This is a genomic window from Delftia sp. K82, assembly GCF_002193035.1.
Lineage (GTDB): Bacteria > Pseudomonadota > Gammaproteobacteria > Burkholderiales > Burkholderiaceae_C > Comamonas > Comamonas acidovorans.
In genome coordinates this window covers 3,231,044-3,249,028 of record NZ_MYFL01000001.1, presented here as the reverse complement: position 1 = coordinate 3,249,028, position 17,985 = coordinate 3,231,044, and the positions used below count along the sequence as shown (strand labels likewise).

15 protein-coding genes and 2 tRNA genes are annotated in these 17,985 nt (G+C 65.3%); 14 read left to right on the top strand and 3 right to left on the bottom strand.

What is annotated here, in order from left to right; translation table 11 throughout:
- Positions 1-100 precede the first annotated feature (100 nt).
- Positions 101-847: an SIMPL domain-containing protein gene (locus KDK82_RS14255; protein ID WP_034391893.1), complete on the top strand. Its 747-nt coding sequence runs from the start codon at positions 101-103 to the stop codon at positions 845-847.
- 72 nt (positions 848-919) lie between these two features.
- On the opposite strand, the gene KDK82_RS14250 is transcribed toward KDK82_RS14255, so the two are convergent.
- Complete coding sequence (locus KDK82_RS14250) at positions 920-1,714, bottom strand: 3-hydroxybutyrate dehydrogenase (RefSeq protein ID WP_012204702.1); 795 nt, start codon at positions 1,712-1,714, stop codon at positions 920-922.
- 69 nt (positions 1,715-1,783) lie between these two features.
- On the opposite strand from KDK82_RS14250, the gene KDK82_RS14245 reads away from it, so the two are divergent.
- The 4 genes from KDK82_RS14245 to KDK82_RS14230 all read left to right on the top strand — a co-directional run bounded on the left by KDK82_RS14245 (position 1,784) and on the right by KDK82_RS14230 (position 5,725).
- On the top strand, positions 1,784-2,791 hold the full coding sequence (locus KDK82_RS14245; RefSeq protein ID WP_179217906.1) for an alpha/beta fold hydrolase: 1,008 nt from the start codon (positions 1,784-1,786) through the stop codon (positions 2,789-2,791).
- Positions 2,788-5,037 carry a bifunctional (p)ppGpp synthetase/guanosine-3',5'-bis(diphosphate) 3'-pyrophosphohydrolase gene (locus KDK82_RS14240; protein ID WP_088165258.1) on the top strand — a complete coding sequence of 750 codons (2,250 nt, stop codon included), beginning with the start codon at positions 2,788-2,790 and terminating at the stop codon, positions 5,035-5,037. The genes KDK82_RS14245 and KDK82_RS14240 overlap by 4 nt, the downstream gene beginning before the upstream one ends.
- A 67-nt stretch (positions 5,038-5,104) precedes the next feature.
- Positions 5,105-5,181: transfer RNA gene (locus tag KDK82_RS14235), tRNA-Val, on the top strand.
- A gap of 130 nt (positions 5,182-5,311) precedes the next feature.
- Entirely contained in the window at positions 5,312-5,725 is a 414-nt protein-coding gene (locus KDK82_RS14230; RefSeq protein ID WP_088165257.1) for a DUF1801 domain-containing protein, read from the top strand.
- Between the two features lie 10 nt (positions 5,726-5,735).
- Here KDK82_RS14230 and speG read toward each other — a convergent pair whose 3' ends face one another.
- A complete protein-coding gene (speG, locus tag KDK82_RS14225) occupies positions 5,736-6,266 on the bottom strand; it encodes a spermidine N1-acetyltransferase (protein WP_012204707.1) in 531 nt (176 codons plus the stop codon).
- Positions 6,267-6,270: 4 nt separating this feature from the next.
- Positions 6,271-6,951 (bottom strand): TetR/AcrR family transcriptional regulator, encoded by a 681-nt coding sequence (locus KDK82_RS14220; protein WP_013803152.1) that lies wholly within the window; start codon positions 6,949-6,951, stop codon positions 6,271-6,273.
- A 324-nt stretch (positions 6,952-7,275) separates the two neighbouring features.
- Here KDK82_RS14220 and KDK82_RS14215 point away from each other — a divergent pair, with 324 nt between their 5' ends.
- The 9 genes from KDK82_RS14215 to adhP all read left to right on the top strand — a co-directional run bounded on the left by KDK82_RS14215 (position 7,276) and on the right by adhP (position 17,971).
- On the top strand, positions 7,276-8,643 hold the full coding sequence (locus tag KDK82_RS14215) for an NAD(P)-dependent oxidoreductase (protein ID WP_088165256.1): 1,368 nt from the start codon (positions 7,276-7,278) through the stop codon (positions 8,641-8,643).
- A gap of 34 nt (positions 8,644-8,677) precedes the next feature.
- Complete coding sequence (gene preA / locus KDK82_RS14210) at positions 8,678-9,997, top strand: NAD-dependent dihydropyrimidine dehydrogenase subunit PreA (RefSeq protein ID WP_013803150.1); 1,320 nt, start codon at positions 8,678-8,680, stop codon at positions 9,995-9,997.
- A 132-nt stretch (positions 9,998-10,129) separates the two neighbouring features.
- Complete coding sequence (locus KDK82_RS14205) at positions 10,130-11,623, top strand: NCS1 family nucleobase:cation symporter-1 (RefSeq protein ID WP_013803149.1); 1,494 nt, start codon at positions 10,130-10,132, stop codon at positions 11,621-11,623.
- A 30-nt stretch (positions 11,624-11,653) separates the two neighbouring features.
- Entirely contained in the window at positions 11,654-13,114 is a 1,461-nt protein-coding gene (gene hydA, locus KDK82_RS14200) for a dihydropyrimidinase (protein ID WP_088165255.1), read from the top strand.
- A gap of 24 nt (positions 13,115-13,138) precedes the next feature.
- Entirely contained in the window at positions 13,139-14,404 is a 1,266-nt protein-coding gene (locus KDK82_RS14195) for a Zn-dependent hydrolase (protein WP_012204713.1), read from the top strand.
- Positions 14,405-14,474: 70 nt separating this feature from the next.
- Positions 14,475-14,551, top strand: a tRNA-Val gene (locus KDK82_RS14190).
- Between the two features lie 220 nt (positions 14,552-14,771).
- Positions 14,772-15,311, top strand: coding sequence for a polyhydroxyalkanoate synthesis repressor PhaR (gene phaR, locus KDK82_RS14185; protein WP_043819348.1), 540 nt, complete (start codon positions 14,772-14,774; stop codon positions 15,309-15,311).
- Between the two features lie 92 nt (positions 15,312-15,403).
- Complete coding sequence (gene rimO / locus KDK82_RS14180) at positions 15,404-16,792, top strand: 30S ribosomal protein S12 methylthiotransferase RimO (protein ID WP_016453016.1); 1,389 nt, start codon at positions 15,404-15,406, stop codon at positions 16,790-16,792.
- 150 nt (positions 16,793-16,942) lie between these two features.
- Positions 16,943-17,971, top strand: a complete 1,029-nt coding sequence (adhP, locus tag KDK82_RS14175) for an alcohol dehydrogenase AdhP (protein ID WP_034391942.1) — start codon at positions 16,943-16,945, stop codon at positions 17,969-17,971.
- The last annotated feature ends 14 nt before the right edge of the window (positions 17,972-17,985 follow it).

Genomic DNA, 17,985 nt, shown 5'->3' with positions numbered 1-17,985 from the left:
TGAACGGCTCCACACCTGTCACCATCTGGCGGCATGCCGTAGCGAAAGGGCGGCATGCAGTTGTATCCCTGAACTACCTTTCATTTCAAAGGGTGAACGCATGAGCAAGCTTTCCAAACAGCTGTCCCGCCCCTGGGTCAAGTCCGTGGTCGCGGCCACTGCGCTGGCCTGTGCCAGCGGTGCCTGGGCGCAGAACGCCGCCACGGCGCAGGCACAGCCGGCCAATGTGGTGCAGTTGTCTGCAGAAGGCTCGGTGGATGTGGTGCAGGACCTGCTGACCGCCACCTTGTCGGCCACGCGCGAAGGGCGCGATGCGGCCACGGTCCAGTCCCAGCTGCAGAAAGTGGTCGAGGCCGCCATGGCAGTGACCAAGCGCAGCGCCCAGTCGGGCCAGATGGATGTGAGCACCGGCAGCTTCGGCATCTATCCGCGCTATGGCAAGGACAACAAGGTGGAAGGCTGGCAGGGCCGCGCCGAGATTCTTCTGCAGGGCCGCGACTTCGCGCGCATCACGCAGACGGCGGCACAGGTGCAGGACATGACGCTGTCGCAAGTGGGCTTCGGCCTGTCGCGCGAGGCTCGTGAAAAGGTCGAGGGCGAGGCCCAGGCCAAGGCCATCGAACAGTTCAAGCAGCGCGCCTCCACGCTGTCCAAGAGCTTCGGCTTTGCCAACTACAGCCTGCGCGAGGTCAACGTGAGCAGCAGCGATACCTCGGTGCCCATGCCGCGTCCGCGCATGATGGCCATGTCCGCCAAGGCCGCTGGCGCGGAAATGGATGCCGTGTCCGTGGAAGCGGGCAAGGCGCAGGTGATGGTCCACGTTTCGGGTTCGGTGCAGATGTACTGACCGGGTGACCCATCCATGAAAAAAGGAGCGCCACGGCGCTCCTTTTTTGGCAGTGGTTCTATCTGGCCGCGATTACTGCGCAGCCCAGCCGCCATCCATGTTCCAGGCCACGCCGCGCACGTTGGCGGCAGCGGGCGAGCAGAAGAACACGGCCAGCTCGCCAAGCTCCTCGGGCGTGGTGAACTGCATCGAGGGTTCCTTTTCGCCCAGCAGCAGCTTCTTGGCTTCTTCATTGCTGATGCCGTGCTGCTCGGCCTTGGCGTCCACCTGCTTTTGCACCAGCGGTGTCAGCACCCAGCCGGGGCAGATGGCGTTGCAGGTGATGCCGGAGGTGGCGTTCTCCAGGGCCGTGACCTTGGTCAGCCCGACAATGCCGTGCTTGGCCGCCACATAGGCGGACTTCTGCGCCGAACCCACCAGGCCGTGCACCGAAGCCACGTTGATGATGCGGCCCCAGCCCTTGCCGCCATCGGCCGCCTGCATCATGGGCAGGACCAGGCGCGAGGTATGGAAGGCGCTGGACAGGTTGATGGCGATGATGGAATCCCAGCGCTCGGGCGGGAAGTCTTCCACGCGCGCCACGTGCTGGATGCCGGCATTGTTCACGAGGATGTCGATCTGGCCGAAATTGCGCACGCTGTACTGGACCATGTCCTCGATGTCTGCCACGCGGCTCATGTCGGCACCGTGGTAGGCGACCTGGGCGCCGGCGGCCTGGCCTGCGGCCAGCACTTCGGCACGGGGGCCGTCCACATCGCCGAAACCATTGAGCACGATATTGGCGCCCTGGCGGGCCAGCGCCTTCGCGATCCCGAGGCCGATTCCGCTGGTCGAACCGGTCACGAGGGCGGTCTTGCCTTTCAACATAGAGAGTCTCCGAATGAATGTACGATGCAACACAGCCATTATCGGCGCCGGCTCCGCGAATGCGTTTCCATGAATCATCCTACGCTGAACTACGTATCCTGCCCGGCAGTTGCCGGGCGTGCCTCACCCTGGAGCCGTACTGCCAGCCCGGCTGCTCAAGATAATGCGTCGCACCGCATGGCCTATTGGGAATGGAATCGCACCGGCGATCCGCACCATCCCCATGTCGTGGTCTGCGTGCACGGCCTTTCGCGCCAGGGGCGTGACTTTGACGTGCTGGCCGAGCGGCTCAGCGAACGCGCCCGCGTGATCTGCCCCGACGTGGTCGGGCGTGGCGAAAGCGACTGGCTGCAGGATCCGGCCGCCTACCAGGTGCCTCTTTATGCTGCCGACATGCTTGCCTTGCTGGCCCAGGTGCATGCGCAGGCGCCTGTCGAACAATTGGATTGGGTGGGCACCAGCATGGGCGGGCTGATCGGCATGGCGCTTGCAGGCCAGCCGGGGCTGCCGCTGCCGGCGCCCATCCGCAGGCTGGTGCTCAACGATGTGGGGCCTGTCATCGAGTGGTCTGCCCTGGAGCGCATAGGTCAGTACCTGGGCAAGGGCCTGCATTTTGAAAATCTTGAACAGGCAGCCCATGCGCTGCTCTTGATTTCCGAAGGCTTCGGCCCACATAGCGAAGGGCAATGGTTGCGATTGACGCGACCTATGATGCGGCCGGCCGCCGATGGCGGCCTTGTCTTGCATTACGACCCGCAGATTGCAGTGCCCATGCAGCAGATGACGCCCGAGATGGCCCAGGCCGGCGAAGCGCTGCTGTGGCAGTTGTATGACCAGATCAAGGCACGCGTCTTGCTAGTTCGTGGTGCGCAGTCCGATCTGCTGACTGCGGCCACGGCGCAGGCCATGGCGCAGCGCGGCCCGAAGGCGCATTGCGTGGAATTTGAAGGGGTGGGGCATGCGCCCACCTTCGTCGCAGCAGGGCAGGTGGCCTTGCTGTGCCGGTTCTTATGGGGAGAAGAGCGCTTGCCAAGCACCATGAATCTTGCCGAGCAGGCCAGGGAGAGTGACGAATGAAGACCGCCAGCAGCGAGGCCGCCGTGCAGGCGCCTTCGCCCGCCGCAGCCGCGCAGGGCCAGGTGCCGGCGGTGCTGCCGCACCTGATCACGGCCACGTCGCAGACCCTGCCCGAACAGGTCAACGCGCTGGCCCGCGCGCGCAGCTTTGCCGAGCCGCTGATCGCCACCGAGACCATGGAGTCCGGCGAGAACACGATGGCCCATGCCGATGCGGTGGCCGCCATCCTCAAGACCATCGGTGGCTCCGAAACGATGCAGGCGGCTATCTATCTGGTGCATGCCAGCGTGCACCTGAATCGCCCGCAGGAAGTGATCGCCAAGGCTTTTGGCGAGAATTTCGCCACCCTGGCCGTGGAAACCAACAAGCTCATGCGCGTGCAGCAGCAGGCGCGCGGCGCCGAGCTGGGCGGCCAGTATCTGGACGATGAGGCCACGCAGACCGAGAACGTGCGCAAGATGCTGCTGGGCTTCTCGCGCGATCTGCGTGTCGTGCTGCTGCGGCTGGCCTCGCGCCTGCAGACGCTGCGCTACTACGCGGCCAGCAAGCGCCCGGTCTCTCCCGGTATTGCGCGCGAGGCGCTGACGGTGTTCGCGCCGCTGGCCAACCGCCTGGGCATCTGGCAGATCAAGTGGGAGCTGGAGGATCTGTCCCTGCGCTTCCTGGAGCCCGAGACCTACCGCGAAGTGGCCCGCCTGCTCGATGAAAAGCGCGTGGAGCGCGAGGCCTACATGGAGCAGATGCGGGCACGGCTGGAGGCCGATCTGCGCGCGCACAGCATCAGCGCAACGGTGCAGGGCCGGCCCAAGCACATCTACAGCATCGTCAAGAAGATGCGCGGCAAGTCGCTGAACTTCGACCAGGTCTTCGACATCCGCGCCATGCGTGTCGTCGTGCCCACGATCAAGGACTGCTACGCCACCCTGTCCTGGGTGCATGAGCAGTTCACGCCCATCGAGGCGGAATTCGACGACTACATCGCCAAGCCCAAGCCCAACGGCTACCAGTCGCTGCACACCGTGGTGCGCGACGAGACGGGCCGTGCCATCGAGATCCAGATCCGCACCCAGGCCATGCACGACCATGCCGAGCACGGCGTGGCCGCCCACTGGGCCTACAAGGAGGCGGGCACCAAGGGATACGCGGGCGTCACCGCCAGCAGCGAGTACGACGCCAAGATCGCCGTGCTGCGCCAGTTGCTGGCCTGGGGCAGCGACCTGGCGGGCGCGCACCATCGCGGCCTGTTCGAGGATCGCATCTACGTGCTCACGCCCGACGCGGCCGTCATCGAGTTGCCGCAGGGCGCAACGCCCGTGGACTTTGCCTACTCGGTGCACACCAGCCTGGGCCACCGCTGCCGCGGCGCGCGCGTGGACGGCGCCATGGTGCCGCTGAACACACCGCTGCAAAACGGCCAGACCGTGGAAATCACCACGGTCAAGGAAGGCCGCCCCTCGCGCGACTGGCTCAACGCCGACCTGGGCTATCTGACCAGCAACCGTGCCAAGGCCAAGGTGCGTGCCTGGTTCAATGCCCAGGCCACGCATGAGACCGTGGCGCGCGGCCGCGAGGCGGTCGAGAAACTGCTGCAGCGCGAGGGCAAGACGGCCGTCAAGCTGGAGGAGCTGGCCGTTCAGCTCGGCTTCAAATCGGCCGATGCCTTGTTTGAAGTCGTCGGCAAGGATGAATACTCGCTGCGCAACATCGAGACCGTGCTGCGACCGGCCGAGGCGGAGGAAGAAGTCGAGGAATTCTCCCCGGTGCGCAAGGCGCGCGGCACGGACTCGCCCAAGGGCGGCGTGCTGGTCGTTGGCGTGGACTCGCTGATGACCCAGCTGGCCAAGTGCTGCAAGCCTGCGCCGCCGGACGACATCCGGGGCTTCGTCACACGCGGCAAGGGCGTGAGCGTGCACCGCTCCGACTGCTCCAACTTCCGCGAGATGGCGGCGCGCAATTCCGAGCGCGTGATCGATGTGGCCTGGGGTCAGCCCAAGGCGGCCACCGTGGCCTCGGCCGTCTACCCGGTCGATGTGTCCGTGGAGGCCGCCGACCGGCAGGGCCTGCTGCGCGATATCTCGGAAGTCTTTGCGCGCGAAAAGACCAATGTCATTGGCGTGCAGACCCAGTCCGTCAAGGGAGCGGCCTGGATGACCTTCACCGTGGAGGTGGCCGATTCGGGCCGCCTGAGCAAGGTGCTGGGCATCGTGGCCGCCGTGGCGGGCGTGCGTTCGGCGCGGCGGCGTTGAGCATGTTCAGGCATTTTTGCCTGGACGCTGAAAAAGCCGTGCTAGAATCGCTTTCTCGAACAAACACAGGCGCGTAGCTCAGCTGGTTAGAGCACCACCTTGACATGGTGGGGGTCGTTGGTTCGAGTCCAATCGCGCCTACCAATTTTCCATTGCCAGATGGAATGCACAAAGCCTTCTGATCACTCAGAAGGCTTTTTTGTTTGTGCGTTCTCCCTGTGGTCTTGCCTTGGCCTGTCTTGTGATCGAACATGCATCACTTTGGGAGACATGGATGATCAAGACAGTTTCGCCTGAGGCGGCCGCGTCGGCCAGCGTATTGATCAACCAGCGCATTGCCGAGCTGGGCGACTGGCGCGGCGAGGTGCTGGCGCATGTGCGCCGGCTCATCGTGCAAGCGCTTCCGGACGTGGCGGAAGAGTGGAAATGGTCGGTGCCGGTCTGGTCGTGCAGCGGCATTCTGTGCACGGGCGAGGCCTACCAATCGGCCGTGAAGCTCACCTTTCCCAAAGGCGCATCGCTGGCCGACCCGCAGCACCTGTTCAACGCCAGCCTTGAAGGCAAGGTGCGCCGTGCCATTGATATCCGCGAGGGCGAGGAGATCGATGCGCAAGCGTTCAAGGACTTGGTGCGCGAGGCGGCCGCCCTCAACGAGGCGGCTGCCAGGAAGAGGCCGCCGAAAGGATGAAGGTCCGCGCTCAGGTGCCGATGCCGGCCTGTGCCTGCAGGTAGTCGTTTTGCAGCAGGTACATGCGGATGGCGTTGCGGTACTGGCCGTTGGCGAAGAACTCGTCGATCAGCACGCCTTCCTGCACGAAGCCTATGCGCGCGTAGATGTGGATGGCCTTCTCGTTCTCCTGGTCCACATGGAGAAAGATCTTGTGCAGGTTGAGCGTCTTGAAGCCATAGTCCAGCGCCAGCCGCGTTGCCTGGGCTGCGATGCCCTGGCCTTGCTGCTCGGGGGCGATGATGATCTGGAACTCGGCGCGCCGATGGATCAGGTCGATCTCCACCAGCTCGACGAGACCGGCGCGATCGCCCTGGTGCTCGACGATGAAGCGGCGCTCGGTCTGGTCGTGCACGTGGGCGTCATAGAGCGCGGAAAGCTCGTCGAAGGTCTCGTAAGGCTCCTCGAACCAGTAGCGCATGATGGCGGCGTTGTTGTTGAGCAGATGCACGGAGCGCAGATCTTCGCGCTCCAGGGGTCTCAGGCGGATGCTGTGATTCATGCGCTCATTGTGCGAGAGCCGCGGTATCCGGCTGCAGGCCACGGATTACCAGCCGGTAGATCAGGTCGGCCGCCGTGTCGTAGTCGTCGGCGGTCAGTTCCGGCCGGCCCAGCAGCAGCGCGAACTGGGCCTGCTGATCGGCATAGGCCTGGGTCACGGACCAGAGGATGAACATCAGGTGGGTGAAATCCACGCGGGCAATCTTGCCCTGCGCCACCCAGCGCTCGAAGGCCTGTACGTCGGCTGCCAGCGCCGGGCCCACCTGGCTCGCTATGGCCTGTCCGAAGCGGGGCGCACCGGCCATCACCTCGCGCGTGAAGACACGGGAGCCATGGGGCCGCTCGCGCGAGGACTGCAGCTTGGCCCGGATGTAGATGCGCAGGGCCTCCGCAGGGTCGTCGCCGCGCAGCAGGTCGGACATGCCGGCCAGCCACTGCGTCAGCACGTCGCCCAGCACGCGCAGGTACAGCTCCTCCTTGCTGGCGAAGTAGTACAGCAGGTTGTGGCGGCTCAGGCCGGCGTCGTGCGCGATCAGTTCCAGCGATGCGCCTTCGAAGCCGTATTGCGCAAAGTGAAGCTCGGCCGTCTGCAGGATGTTCAGTTCCTTGCGCAGGCGTGCAGCCGTGGGTTTGCGCGTGGCCGATCGCGCCAGGGAAGGGGGCGCATTGTCAGAAAGGGTTGCCATTGCGCAGATGGTAAGTCGGGATAAGTGGCGCCATTTTGGTGCGATTGTCTGGCATCTTTCTTGCTGACGACTTTCTGGGTGATTTTACTGATTGGTAAATTTTTTCACCCGCGTAAATTCCGTTCCACCCCCAGTGCGCCCGACAAGAGGCGTCACTTACACATGCGAGGACCACGATGAAACCTCCGAAGACTGTGTTGTTGGATCCGGGGCCGTTCAGGAGTCCTTCCTGCGGCCCGCCTTGCGTTGTCCGAGATGGCCCGGCGTGCACCTGCATGCCGCGGCCCCTTTCACGCCCTCAATCCTGACTCTGGAGGATGCACCATGGATAGCCCCGCGCAACGCGCCTGCGGCATTGCCGCCGGCCGACTGAACCTGGCCGACTACGCGGCCAATTTCTCCGACGCCCATCCCGCGCTGAACCGTTCCCAGGCCTTGATCGAGGCCGAGCGCTGCTACTACTGCTATGACGCGCCGTGCACCACGGCCTGCCCTACCAGCATCGATGTGCCGGCCTTCATCGCCCGCATTGCCCAGGACAACGTCCGTGGCGCGGCGCGCGAGATCCTGACGGCCAATCCGCTGGGCGGCATGTGCTCCCGTGTCTGCCCCACGGAGCAGCTGTGCGAGCAGGCCTGCGTGCGCAACACCCAGGAAGACAAGCCGGTCGAAATTGGTGCACTGCAACGCTATGCGACCGATGCCTTCATGGCCTCCGGTGGTGCACCGCTGTTCCAGCGTGCCGCCGCCACGGGCAGGAAGGTGGCCGTGGTCGGGGCAGGGCCTGCCGGCCTGACCTGCGCCCATCAGCTGGCGCTGCAGGGCCATGAGGTGGTGCTGTTCGACGCCCGGCCCAAGCTGGGCGGGCTCAATGAATACGGCCTGGCCAGCTACAAGACTCCGGGCGATTTTGCGCAGAAGGAAATCGACTGGCTGCTGTCCGTGGGCGGGATCACGCCGCGCAACAACCAGCGGCTGGGGCGAGATTTCACGCTGGATTCGCTGCTGGCGGCGCACGACGCCGTATTCCTCGGCCTGGGCCTGGCGGGCGTCAATGCGCTGGGCACGGCTGAGCCGCAGGCCGAAGGCTTGCGCAATGCGGTGGACTTCATTGCCGACATCCGCCAGGCGGCCGACAAATCCACGGTGCCGGTGGGCCGGCGCGTGGTGGTGATCGGCGGCGGCATGACGGCGGTCGATGCGTCCGTGCAGGCCAGGCTGCTGGGCGCCGACGAGGTCACCATGTTCTATCGCCGGGGCAAGGATGCGCTGTCTGCCTCCTGGGTGGAGCAGGAATGGGCGCAGACCCATGGCGTCAACCTGCGGCTGTGGGCCGCGCCCCAGGAGATCCTGGTGCAGGACGGCAAGGTCTGCGGCGTGCGCATGGCCAGCACCCGCATGGAGGGCGACAGGCTGCAGGTGACGCAGGAGGTGTTCGACGTGCCGGCCGACATGGTGCTCAAGGCCATTGGCCAGACCTATGTCGGCACGCCGGCGGGCGCGGCCATTGCCCTGCGTGACGGCCGCATCGACACCGACGACGAAGGCCGCACCAGCGTGCCGCGCGTGTGGGCCGGCGGCGACTGCCGCGCCGGTGGCCAGGACCTGACCGTGCAGGCGGTGGAGCACGGCAAGGTCGCCGCGCGAGCCATGCACCAGGCGCTGACCAGCGCCGTGGCGGCCGGGGTTTGAGCGGCTGTGCCCGCGCTTTTCAAGGAGCATTGACATGGCAGACATCAGCAGCCGCTTTCTGGGCATTTCCAGCCCCAATCCGTTCTGGCTGGCCTCGGCACCGCCCACGGACAAGGAGATCAACGTCACCCGCGCATTCGAGGCCGGCTGGGGCGGCGTGGTGTGGAAGACGCTGGGCGAGGACCCGCATGTGGTCAACGTGAACGGGCCGCGCTACTCCACCCTCATGGCGCAGGACCGGCGCGTGATGGGCCTGAACAACATCGAGCTGATCACCGACCGGCCGCTGCGCACCAACCTGGAGGAGATGACCCGCGTGAAGAAGGCCTGGCCTGACCGCGCGCTGATCGCCTCGCTGATGGTGCCCTGCGTGGAGGAAAGCTGGAAGCGCATCCTGCCCATGGTGGAGGACACCGGCGCCGACGGGCTGGAGCTGAACTTCGGCTGCCCGCACGGCATGAGCGAGCGCGGCATGGGCGCGGCCGTGGGCCAGGTGCCCGAGTACATCCAGATGGTCACGCAGTGGTGCAAGCAGTACAGCCGGCTGCCCGTGATCGTGAAGCTCACGCCCAACATCACCGACGTGCGCTTTCCCGCGCGGGCGGCCAAGGCCGGCGGCGCGGATGCGGTGTCCCTGATCAATACCATCAACTCGCTGATGGGCGTGAACCTGGACACCCTGGTCATGCACCCCAGCACCGACGGCCAGGGCTCGCACGGCGGCTACTGCGGCCCGGCCGTGAAACCCATCGCCCAGAACATGGTGGCCGAGATCGCGCGCGATCCGCAGACTGCGGGCCTGCCTATCTCGGGGATCGGGGGCATCACCACATGGAAGGACGCGGCCGAATACATCGCGCTGGGATGCGGCAATGTCCAGGTATGCACGGCGGCCATGGTCTACGGCTTTCGCATCGTGCAGGACATGTGCGACGGGCTGTCCAACTACATGGACGCGCACGGCTTTGCGCGCATCGAGGACTTCCAGGGCCGGGCCGTGCCCACGGTCAGGGACTGGAAGGACCTCAACCTCAACCACATCGACAAGGCCGTCATCAACCAGGACAGCTGCATCCAGTGCGGGCGCTGCCACGTGGCCTGCGAGGACACCTCCCACCAGGCCATCACCTTCAGCAAGGAGGGCGGTGTGCGCCGCTTCGAGGTGGATGACACCGAATGCGTGGGCTGCAACCTGTGCGTGTCCATCTGTCCCGTGCCCGAGTGCATCACCATGCGCAGCCTGCAGCCGGGCGAGGTGGACCCCCGCACCGGCCAGACGGTCACCGGGGAGTATGCGAACTGGACCACGCATCCGAACAACCCCATGCGCCAGGCCGTGACGGCGCAGGGCTAGAGGGGGCATTGCGGCAGGTCGGCGCACGGCCCGCATCCGGGCCGACCTGGCACGAAATGCGCTTGATGGAAAAGGTCAGACCCTGGATCAGCAATGGATTGGTGATTTCTCTCTTCGAGAAGGAGCTTCGCAATGTCGCATGCCCCGCATTCCGGTGAGTCCACAGGCAGCCTGTGGAACCACGACCTCGCACCCACGCTGCCTAGCCAGCGCACCTGGACCTGGTACCACTTCGCCGCCCTGTGGATAGGCATGGTGATGTGCATTCCGGCGTACACCTTGGCCGCCAGCATGATCACGAACGGCATGTCGTGGTCGCAGGCGGTGATGACGGTGTTCCTGGGCAATCTCATCGTGCTGATTCCCATGCTGCTCATCGGCCATGCCGGGGCCAGGTACGGCATTCCCTTTGCCGTGTTGGCCCGTGCCTCGTTCGGCACCCATGGCGCCAAGCTGCCGGCCTTGCTGCGGGCCCTGGTGGCCTGTGGCTGGTACGGCATCCAGACCTGGTTCGGCGGCATGATGATCTACACCCTGCTGGGCGTGCTGCTGGGCCATCCGCTGGAAGGCGAGAAGATCGCGGGCCTGGGCATCAATGTGGGGCAGCTGGTGTGCTTTCTGGTGTTCTGGGCGATCCAGTTCTACTTCGTGGTGCATGGCATCGAGTCCATCCGCAAGCTGGAGACCTGGACTGCGCCGCTCAAGATCCTGATCTGCTTCGTGCTGCTGGGATGGGTCTACCAGAAGGCCGGCGGCTTCGGCCCCATCATGGAGCAGCCTTCGCAGTACGCGCCGGGCGGCCCCAAGGCGGGCCAGTTCATGTCGGTGTTCTGGCCGTCGCTGACGGCCATGGTGGGCTTCTGGGCCACGCTGGCCTTGAACATTCCGGACTTCACGCGCTTTGCCAAGTCGCAGAAGGACCAGGTGGTGGGCCAGGCCATCGGCCTGCCGGTGCCCATGGGGCTGCTGGCCATGCTGGCGGTGGTGGTGACCTCGGGCACCGTGGTGATCTACGGCAAGGCCCTGTGGGACCCCGTCGATGTTGCCAGCCGCATGACGGGGGCGGCCGTGCTGATCGCGCTGATCGTGCTGCTGATCGACACCGTGAGCGTGAACCTGGCGGCCAACCTGGTCGGGCCGGCCTATGACTTCTCCGCCCTGGCGCCCAAGAAGATCAGCTACCGCGTGGGCGGCTACATGACGGTGGCGATTGCCATCGTGATGATGCCCTGGAAGATCCTGGAATCGACCGAGGGCTACATCTTCACCTGGCTGATCGGCTACTCGGCCCTGCTGGGGCCGATCGCGGGCATTCTGATGGTGGACTACTTCCTGGTGCGCAAAAAGCAGCTGGTGGTGGAAGACCTGTACAGGGAAGAGGGCGTCTACCGCTACTCCAACGGCTGGAACTGGGTGGCCGTGGCGGCCTTCGCCCTGGGCGTGGCGCCCAACCTGCCCGGCTTCCTGCACGCGGCGTTCCCCGCTGCATTCCCGAACGTGGGTGATTTCTTCAAGCATGCCTATGACTACGCATGGTTCATCGGCCTGTTCATTGCCGGCGTGGTCTACCGCATCGGCATGGCGGGCCAGGTGACCAAGGGCGCACCCGCGCTGAGCAAGGCATAGGCCGGACCAACCAACAGGAGGCATGACGCTATGGGTCAATCACAGGGTTCGGTATGGGTGCGTGGCGGCACGGTGGTGAATGCAGACCGGCAGGAGAAGGCCGATGTGCTGTGTGTGGATGGGGTGATCGCGGCCGTGGGGCCGGATGTGGCGGCCCTGGTGCCGGCCGGGGCGCAGGTGATCGATGCCTCGGGGCAGTTCGTCATGCCCGGCGGCATCGATCCGCACACCCACATGCAACTGCCCTTCATGGGCACGGTCACGGCCGATGACTTCTACACCGGCACGGCGGCGGCGCTGGCCGGTGGCACCACCAGCATCATCGATTTCGTCATTCCCGATCCGCAGGAGCCGCTGCTGGACGCCTACCGCAAATGGCGTGGCTGGGCCGAGAAGGCTGCGGCCGACTACTCCTTCCACGTGGCCGTCACCTGGTGGAGCGACAGCGTCCATGCTGATATGGGCACGCTGGTGCGCGAGGAGGGCATCAACAGCTTCAAGCACTTCATGGCCTACAAGAACGCCATCATGTGCGACGACGAAACGTTGGTGAACAGCTTCAAGCGCGCGCTGGAGCTGGGCGCCATGCCCACGGTGCATGCCGAAAACGGCGAGCTGGTCTACCTTCTGCAGCAGGAAGTGGCCAAGATGGGCATCACCGGGCCCGAGGGCCATCCGCTGGCCCGCCCGCCCATGGTGGAGGCCGAGGCGGCCAACCGCGCCATCGCCATCGCCGGCGTGCTGGGCGTGCCCATCTACGTGGTGCACGTCAGCTGCACCGAGGCGGCGCAGGCCATTGCCGCGGCCCGTGCGCGCGGCCAGCGTGTGTATGGCGAGGTGCTGGCCGGCCATCTGGTGATCGACGAAAGCGTGTACCGCGACCCCGACTTCGCGAAGGCGGCGGCCCATGTGATGAGCCCGCCCTTCCGTGCCAAGGGCCACCAGGAGGCCTTGTGGCAGGGCCTGCAGTCGGGCCAGCTGCACACCACGGCCACCGACCATTGCACCTTCTGCGCCGCGCAGAAAGCCATGGGTCGGGACAACTTCGCCAAGATCCCCAACGGCACCGGCGGCGTGGAAGAGCGCCTGGCCGTGATCTGGGATGCGGGCGTGAACACCGGCCGGCTGACGCCCAGCGAATTCGTGGCCATCACCTCGGCCAACACCGCCAGGCTGTTCAACATCTATCCGCGCAAAGGCCTGGTCGGCGTGGGGGCCGATGCCGATCTGGTCGTCTGGGACCCTGCCGCCACCCACACCCTGTCGGTCAAGACCCAGCACTCCAAGGGCGACTACAACATCTTCGAGGGCCGCACCGTTCAGGGCATGCCCAGCCACACCATCAGCCAGGGCGTGGTGGCCTATGCGCAGGGCGATCTGCGCGCCGAGATGGGCAAGGGGCGCTATATCAAGCGCCCGGCCTTCGGCCCCAACTTCGACGCGGTGCAGCGCCGCGCCGCCACGCTGCAGCCCACGGCCGTGGCGCGCTGAAGCCCGCATGACAAGGAGACCGCAATGGATACAGATACCCAAGTGAAGCAGGACATCGCGCAGCTGCGCGTCAACGGAAGCCGGCTGTGGGATTCACTCATGGAGCTGGCGCAGATCGGCGCTACGCCCAAGGGCGGCGTCTGCCGCCTGACGCTGACCGACCTGGACCGCCAGGGCCGTGATCTGGTGACCCGCTGGGCGCGCGAGGCGGGAATGACGGTGACCATCGACAAGATCGGCAACGGCTTCATGCGCCGGCCCGGGCGCGACAACAGCCTGCCGCCCATCATGACGGGCAGCCACATCGACACCCAGCCCACTGGCGGCAAGTTCGACGGCAACTACGGCGTGCTGGCGGGGCTGGAGGTGGTGCGCACGCTCAACGACCACGGCATCGAGACCGAAGCGCCCATCGAGGTGGCCTTCTGGACGAACGAGGAAGGCTCGCGCTTCGTGCCGGTGATGATGGGCTCGGGCGTGTTCGCCAAGGCCTTCACGCTGGAGCATGCCTATGCAGCTACCGACTCCGAAGGCAAGACCGTCAAGGGCGAGCTCGAGCGCATCGGCTATGTGGGCAGCCAGGAGCCGGGCGACCACCCGATCGGCGCTTACTTCGAATCCCACATCGAACAGGGCCCGGTGCTGGAGGACAACGCCAGGACCATTGGCGTGGTCACCGGCGTGCTGGGCATCCGCTGGTACGACTGCGTGGTCACGGGCATGGAAGCCCATGCCGGCCCCACGCCCATGGCATTGCGCAAGGATGCGCTGCAGGCCGCCGCGCAACTGATGCAGGAAGTGGTGGCCTGCGCCCACCGCCATCCGCCCCACGGGCGCGGCACCGTGGGCATGGTGCAGGTCCATCCCAACAGCCGCAACGTGATCCCGGGGCAGGTCAAATTCAGCATCGACCTGCGCAACGCCACCGATGCCGACTGCGAAGCCATGGACGCCGACATCCGCGCCGTGGCCGACCGCATCAGCCGGGAGACGGGCCTGCCCATAGCGATCAACCTGGTGTCCAGCTACCCCGCCCAACCCTTCCATGCCGACTGCGTGGATGCGGTGGCGCGCGCCGCCAAGGCCCTGGGCTACTCGCACATGCCCGTCGTCTCGGGCGCCGGGCATGATGCGGTCTACATGGCGCGGCTGGCGCCGGCCGGCATGGTATTCATCCCCTGCAAGGACGGCATCAGCCACAACGAGATCGAGGACGCCACGCCGGCCGACATCACCGCAGGCTGCAATGTGCTGATGCACGCCATGCTGGAACGCGCCAGGGTGCTGTGATCGGAAAAACTGCGCAACTTGCCCGGAGGCCCTGTTTTGCACTGCTATACTTGCGGCTTCAACAAACGACAGGCGCGTAGCTCAGCTGGTTAGAGCACCACCTTGACATGGTGGGGGTCGTTGGTTCGAGTCCAATCGCGCCTACCAAACAAAGCAGTCTCACCAGGGGCTGCAAAAAATCCCGCTTCAAGCGGGATTTTTTTTGCCCTGACGGCGGCGAGGCGGCAAGGCAGCCATTCGCTCTGTCGCATGCGTTGATCACCATCAGGGTTACTGCTGCGCCAGGTGCTGTGTGCGCTGCCTAGAATCTGTTGCAGTGCAATAGATCAATTGCCCGTACAGCACGTACAAGAGGAGAAGCATTGCAATGCAAGAGACGACAACAGCCGCCGCCCCCAGCGCCCAGCGCGTGATCAAGAAATACCCCAACCGCCGTCTCTATGACACCAACACGTCCTCCTACATCACGCTGACGGAAGTCAAGCAGCTGGTAATGAGCAACGAGCCCGTGGTGGTCAAGGACGCCAAGAGCGGCGAAGACCTCACGCGCAGCATCCTGCTGCAGATCATTCTGGAAGAAGAGGCTGGCGGCGCGCCCATGTTCTCCGAGACCGTGCTGGCCAACATCATCCGTTTCTACGGCCATGCCATGCAGGGCTACATGGGCTCGTACCTGGAAAAGAACGTGCAGATGTTCACCGACTTCCAGAACAAGCTGGCCGAGCAGGCCCAGGGCACCTCGCCCGAGGCCTGGAGCCAGTTCATGCGCATGCAGCCGCCCGCCATGCAGAACATGATGAGCAGCTACATGGAGCAGTCGCAGAACATGTTCACCCAGATGCAGGACCAGATGCAAAAGCAGACCGAGCAGATGCTGGGCGCGCTCGGGATCAAGCGCAATAGCTGAGCTTGCAGGGATAAGTTCAGGGGCGGTTTACCAAGTTCTCGCAGAACTGGGACAATATCGCCCCTATGACCCCCACGAGCGACGCAACAACCATGACAACCCCTGCAGGCGCGGCCGCTCCGCGCGTGGGCTTCGTGTCTCTTGGGTGCCCCAAGGCACTCACGGACTCCGAACTCATCCTTACCCAGCTCAGCGCCGAGGGCTACCAGACCTCCAAGACCTTCGAGGGCGCTGATCTGGTGATCGTCAACACCTGCGGCTTCATCGATGACGCCGTGCGCGAGAGCCTGGACACTATTGGCGAGGCGCTGGCCGAGAACGGCAAGGTCATCGTCACGGGCTGCCTGGGTGCCAAGGCGGGCAAGGATGGCGGCAACCTGATCCAGGAAGTGCATCCCAGCGTGCTGGCCGTGACCGGGCCGCACGCCACGCAGGAGGTGATGAATGCCGTCCACACCCATCTGCCCAAGCCGCACGATCCCTTCATCGACCTGGTGCCGGGCGCCTTTGGCGAGGCGGGCATCAAGCTCACGCCCAGGCACTACGCCTACCTGAAGATTTCCGAGGGCTGCAACCACCGCTGCACCTTCTGCATCATTCCCTCCATGCGTGGCGACCTGGTCTCGCGCCCCGTGGGCGATGTGCTCAAGGAGGCGCGTGCGCTGTTCGAGGGCGGCGTCAAGGAGCTGCTGGTGATCAGCCAGGACACCTCGGCCTATGGCGTGGATGTGAAGTACCGCACGGGCTTCTGGGACGGCAAGCCGGTGAAGACGCGCATGCTCGAACTGGTGCAGACGCTGGCCGAGATCGCCGAGCCCTATGGCGCCTGGGTGCGCCTGCACTATGTCTATCCGTACCCCAGCGTGGACGAGATCATTCCGTTCATGGCCACGGGCCGCGTGCTGCCCTATCTGGACGTGCCCTTCCAGCACAGCCATCCCGATGTCTTGAAGCGCATGAAGCGCCCCGCCAACGGCGAGAGGAACCTGGAGCGCCTGCAGCGCTGGCGCGAAATCTGCCCGGATCTGGTGATCCGCTCCACCTTCATCGCGGGCTTCCCCGGCGAGACTGAGCAGGAGTTCGAGCACCTGCTGCAGTTCCTGCGCGAGGCGCAGATCGACCGCGCGGGCTGCTTTGCCTACAGCCCGGTCGAAGGCGCTGCCGCCAACGAGATTCCCGGCATGCTGCCCCTGGAAGTGCGTGAGGAGCGCCGCGCGCGCTTCATGGCCGTGGCCGAAGAGGTTTCCACTGCGCGCCTGCAAAAGCGCGTGGGCCAGACCATGCAGGTGCTGGTGGACAAGTCCGTGGGCCTGGGTAAGAAGGGTGGCGTGGGCCGCAGCTATGCCGATGCGCCTGAGATCGATGGCCTGGTGCATCTGCTGCCGCCCGAGAAGGCCAGCAAGACCTACAAGGTGGGCGACTTCGTGAAGGCGCGCATCGTGGGCACGCAGGGCCACGACCTGGTGGGCCAGCCTGTGTAAGGCCTGCATTCGCATCCCTGAAAAGCGGGCAAGGTTTTCCTTGCCCGCTTTTTTTGCCTTTTCCGGATCAGTGCCTGATATCGATCAAGGTGGCCGGACCTCTTCGCTGAAATGCTGTACCTACTTTGACGCAAAGAAAGGATGGCGCGAATGAACAGGACCATGAAGGCCGCCGTGGTGCGGGAGTTTGGCAAGCCGCTCACCATCGAGGAAGTCCAGGTGCCCAGGCCCGATCCCGGCCATGTGCTGGTGAAGATCGAGGCCTGCGGCGTCTGCCATACCGACCTGCATGCGGCGCAGGGCGACTGGCCCGTCAAGCCCAATCCGCCTTTCATCCCCGGCCACGAAGGCGTGGGCTATGTGGCCGCCGTGGGCGCGGGCGTGACCCATGTGAAGGAGGGTGACCGCGTCGGCATTCCCTGGCTCTACACGGCCTGCGGCCATTGCGAGCATTGCCTGGGCGGCTGGGAGACGCTGTGCGAGCAGCAAAAGAACACCGGCTACTCCGTCAACGGCGGCTTTGCGCAGTACGCGCTGGCCGATGCCAACTTCGTGGGCCTGCTGCCCGGCAGCGTGGACCTGATCGAGATCGCACCCGTGCTGTGCGCGGGCGTCACCGTCTACAAGGGCCTGAAGGTCACGGACACCAAGCCCGGCAACTGGGTGGTGATCTCGGGCATCGGCGGCCTGGGTCACATGGCCGTGCAGTACGCCAAGGCCATGGGCCTGAACGTGGCGGCGGTGGACGTGGATGACGACAAGCTGGCGCTGGCCAGGCGCCTGGGCGCACAGGTCACGGTCAACGCCATGACCACGGACCCTGCGGCCTACCTGAAAAAGGAGATCGGCGGCGCACACGGCGCCCTGGTGACGGCGGTATCGCCCAAGGCCTTCGAGCAGGCGCTGGGCATGGTGCGGCGCGGCGGCACGGTGTCGCTCAACGGCCTGCCGCCAGGCAGCTTTCCGCTGCCCATCTTCAACATGGTGCTCAGTGGCGTGACCGTGCGCGGCTCCATCGTGGGCACGCGGTTGGACCTGCAGGAGTCGCTGGACTTCGCGGCCATGGGCAAGGTCAAGGCCACCGTGTCCACCGACCGGCTGGAGAACATCAACGACATCTTCGCGCGCATGCATGAAGGCAAGATCGAAGGGCGTGTGGTGCTGGACCTGAACGCCTGACGCCTTGCCCACCC

Excerpts from the sequence above, each read along its gene's own strand:
- KDK82_RS14255 (WP_034391893.1), top strand. The coding sequence starts at position 101 with ATGAGCAAGCTTTCCAAACAGCTGTCCCGCCCCTGGGTCAAGTCCGTG.
- KDK82_RS14195 (WP_012204713.1), top strand. The coding sequence starts at position 13,139 with ATGGATACAGATACCCAAGTGAAGCAGGACATCGCGCAGCTGCGCGTC.
- adhP (WP_034391942.1), top strand. The coding sequence starts at position 16,943 with ATGAACAGGACCATGAAGGCCGCCGTGGTGCGGGAGTTTGGCAAGCCG.
- KDK82_RS14220 (WP_013803152.1), bottom strand. The coding sequence starts at position 6,951 with ATGGCAACCCTTTCTGACAATGCGCCCCCTTCCCTGGCGCGATCGGCC.
- speG (WP_012204707.1), bottom strand. The coding sequence starts at position 6,266 with ATGAATCACAGCATCCGCCTGAGACCCCTGGAGCGCGAAGATCTGCGC.
- KDK82_RS14245 (WP_179217906.1), top strand. The coding sequence starts at position 1,784 with ATGAATCATCCTACGCTGAACTACGTATCCTGCCCGGCAGTTGCCGGG.
- KDK82_RS14250 (WP_012204702.1), bottom strand. The coding sequence starts at position 1,714 with ATGTTGAAAGGCAAGACCGCCCTCGTGACCGGTTCGACCAGCGGAATC.
- rimO (WP_016453016.1), top strand. The coding sequence starts at position 15,404 with ATGACAACCCCTGCAGGCGCGGCCGCTCCGCGCGTGGGCTTCGTGTCT.
- hydA (WP_088165255.1), top strand. The coding sequence starts at position 11,654 with ATGGGTCAATCACAGGGTTCGGTATGGGTGCGTGGCGGCACGGTGGTG.
- KDK82_RS14205 (WP_013803149.1), top strand. The coding sequence starts at position 10,130 with ATGTCGCATGCCCCGCATTCCGGTGAGTCCACAGGCAGCCTGTGGAAC.
- phaR (WP_043819348.1), top strand. The coding sequence starts at position 14,772 with ATGCAAGAGACGACAACAGCCGCCGCCCCCAGCGCCCAGCGCGTGATC.
- KDK82_RS14230 (WP_088165257.1), top strand. The coding sequence starts at position 5,312 with ATGATCAAGACAGTTTCGCCTGAGGCGGCCGCGTCGGCCAGCGTATTG.
- KDK82_RS14215 (WP_088165256.1), top strand. The coding sequence starts at position 7,276 with ATGGATAGCCCCGCGCAACGCGCCTGCGGCATTGCCGCCGGCCGACTG.
- KDK82_RS14240 (WP_088165258.1), top strand. The coding sequence starts at position 2,788 with ATGAAGACCGCCAGCAGCGAGGCCGCCGTGCAGGCGCCTTCGCCCGCC.
- preA (WP_013803150.1), top strand. The coding sequence starts at position 8,678 with ATGGCAGACATCAGCAGCCGCTTTCTGGGCATTTCCAGCCCCAATCCG.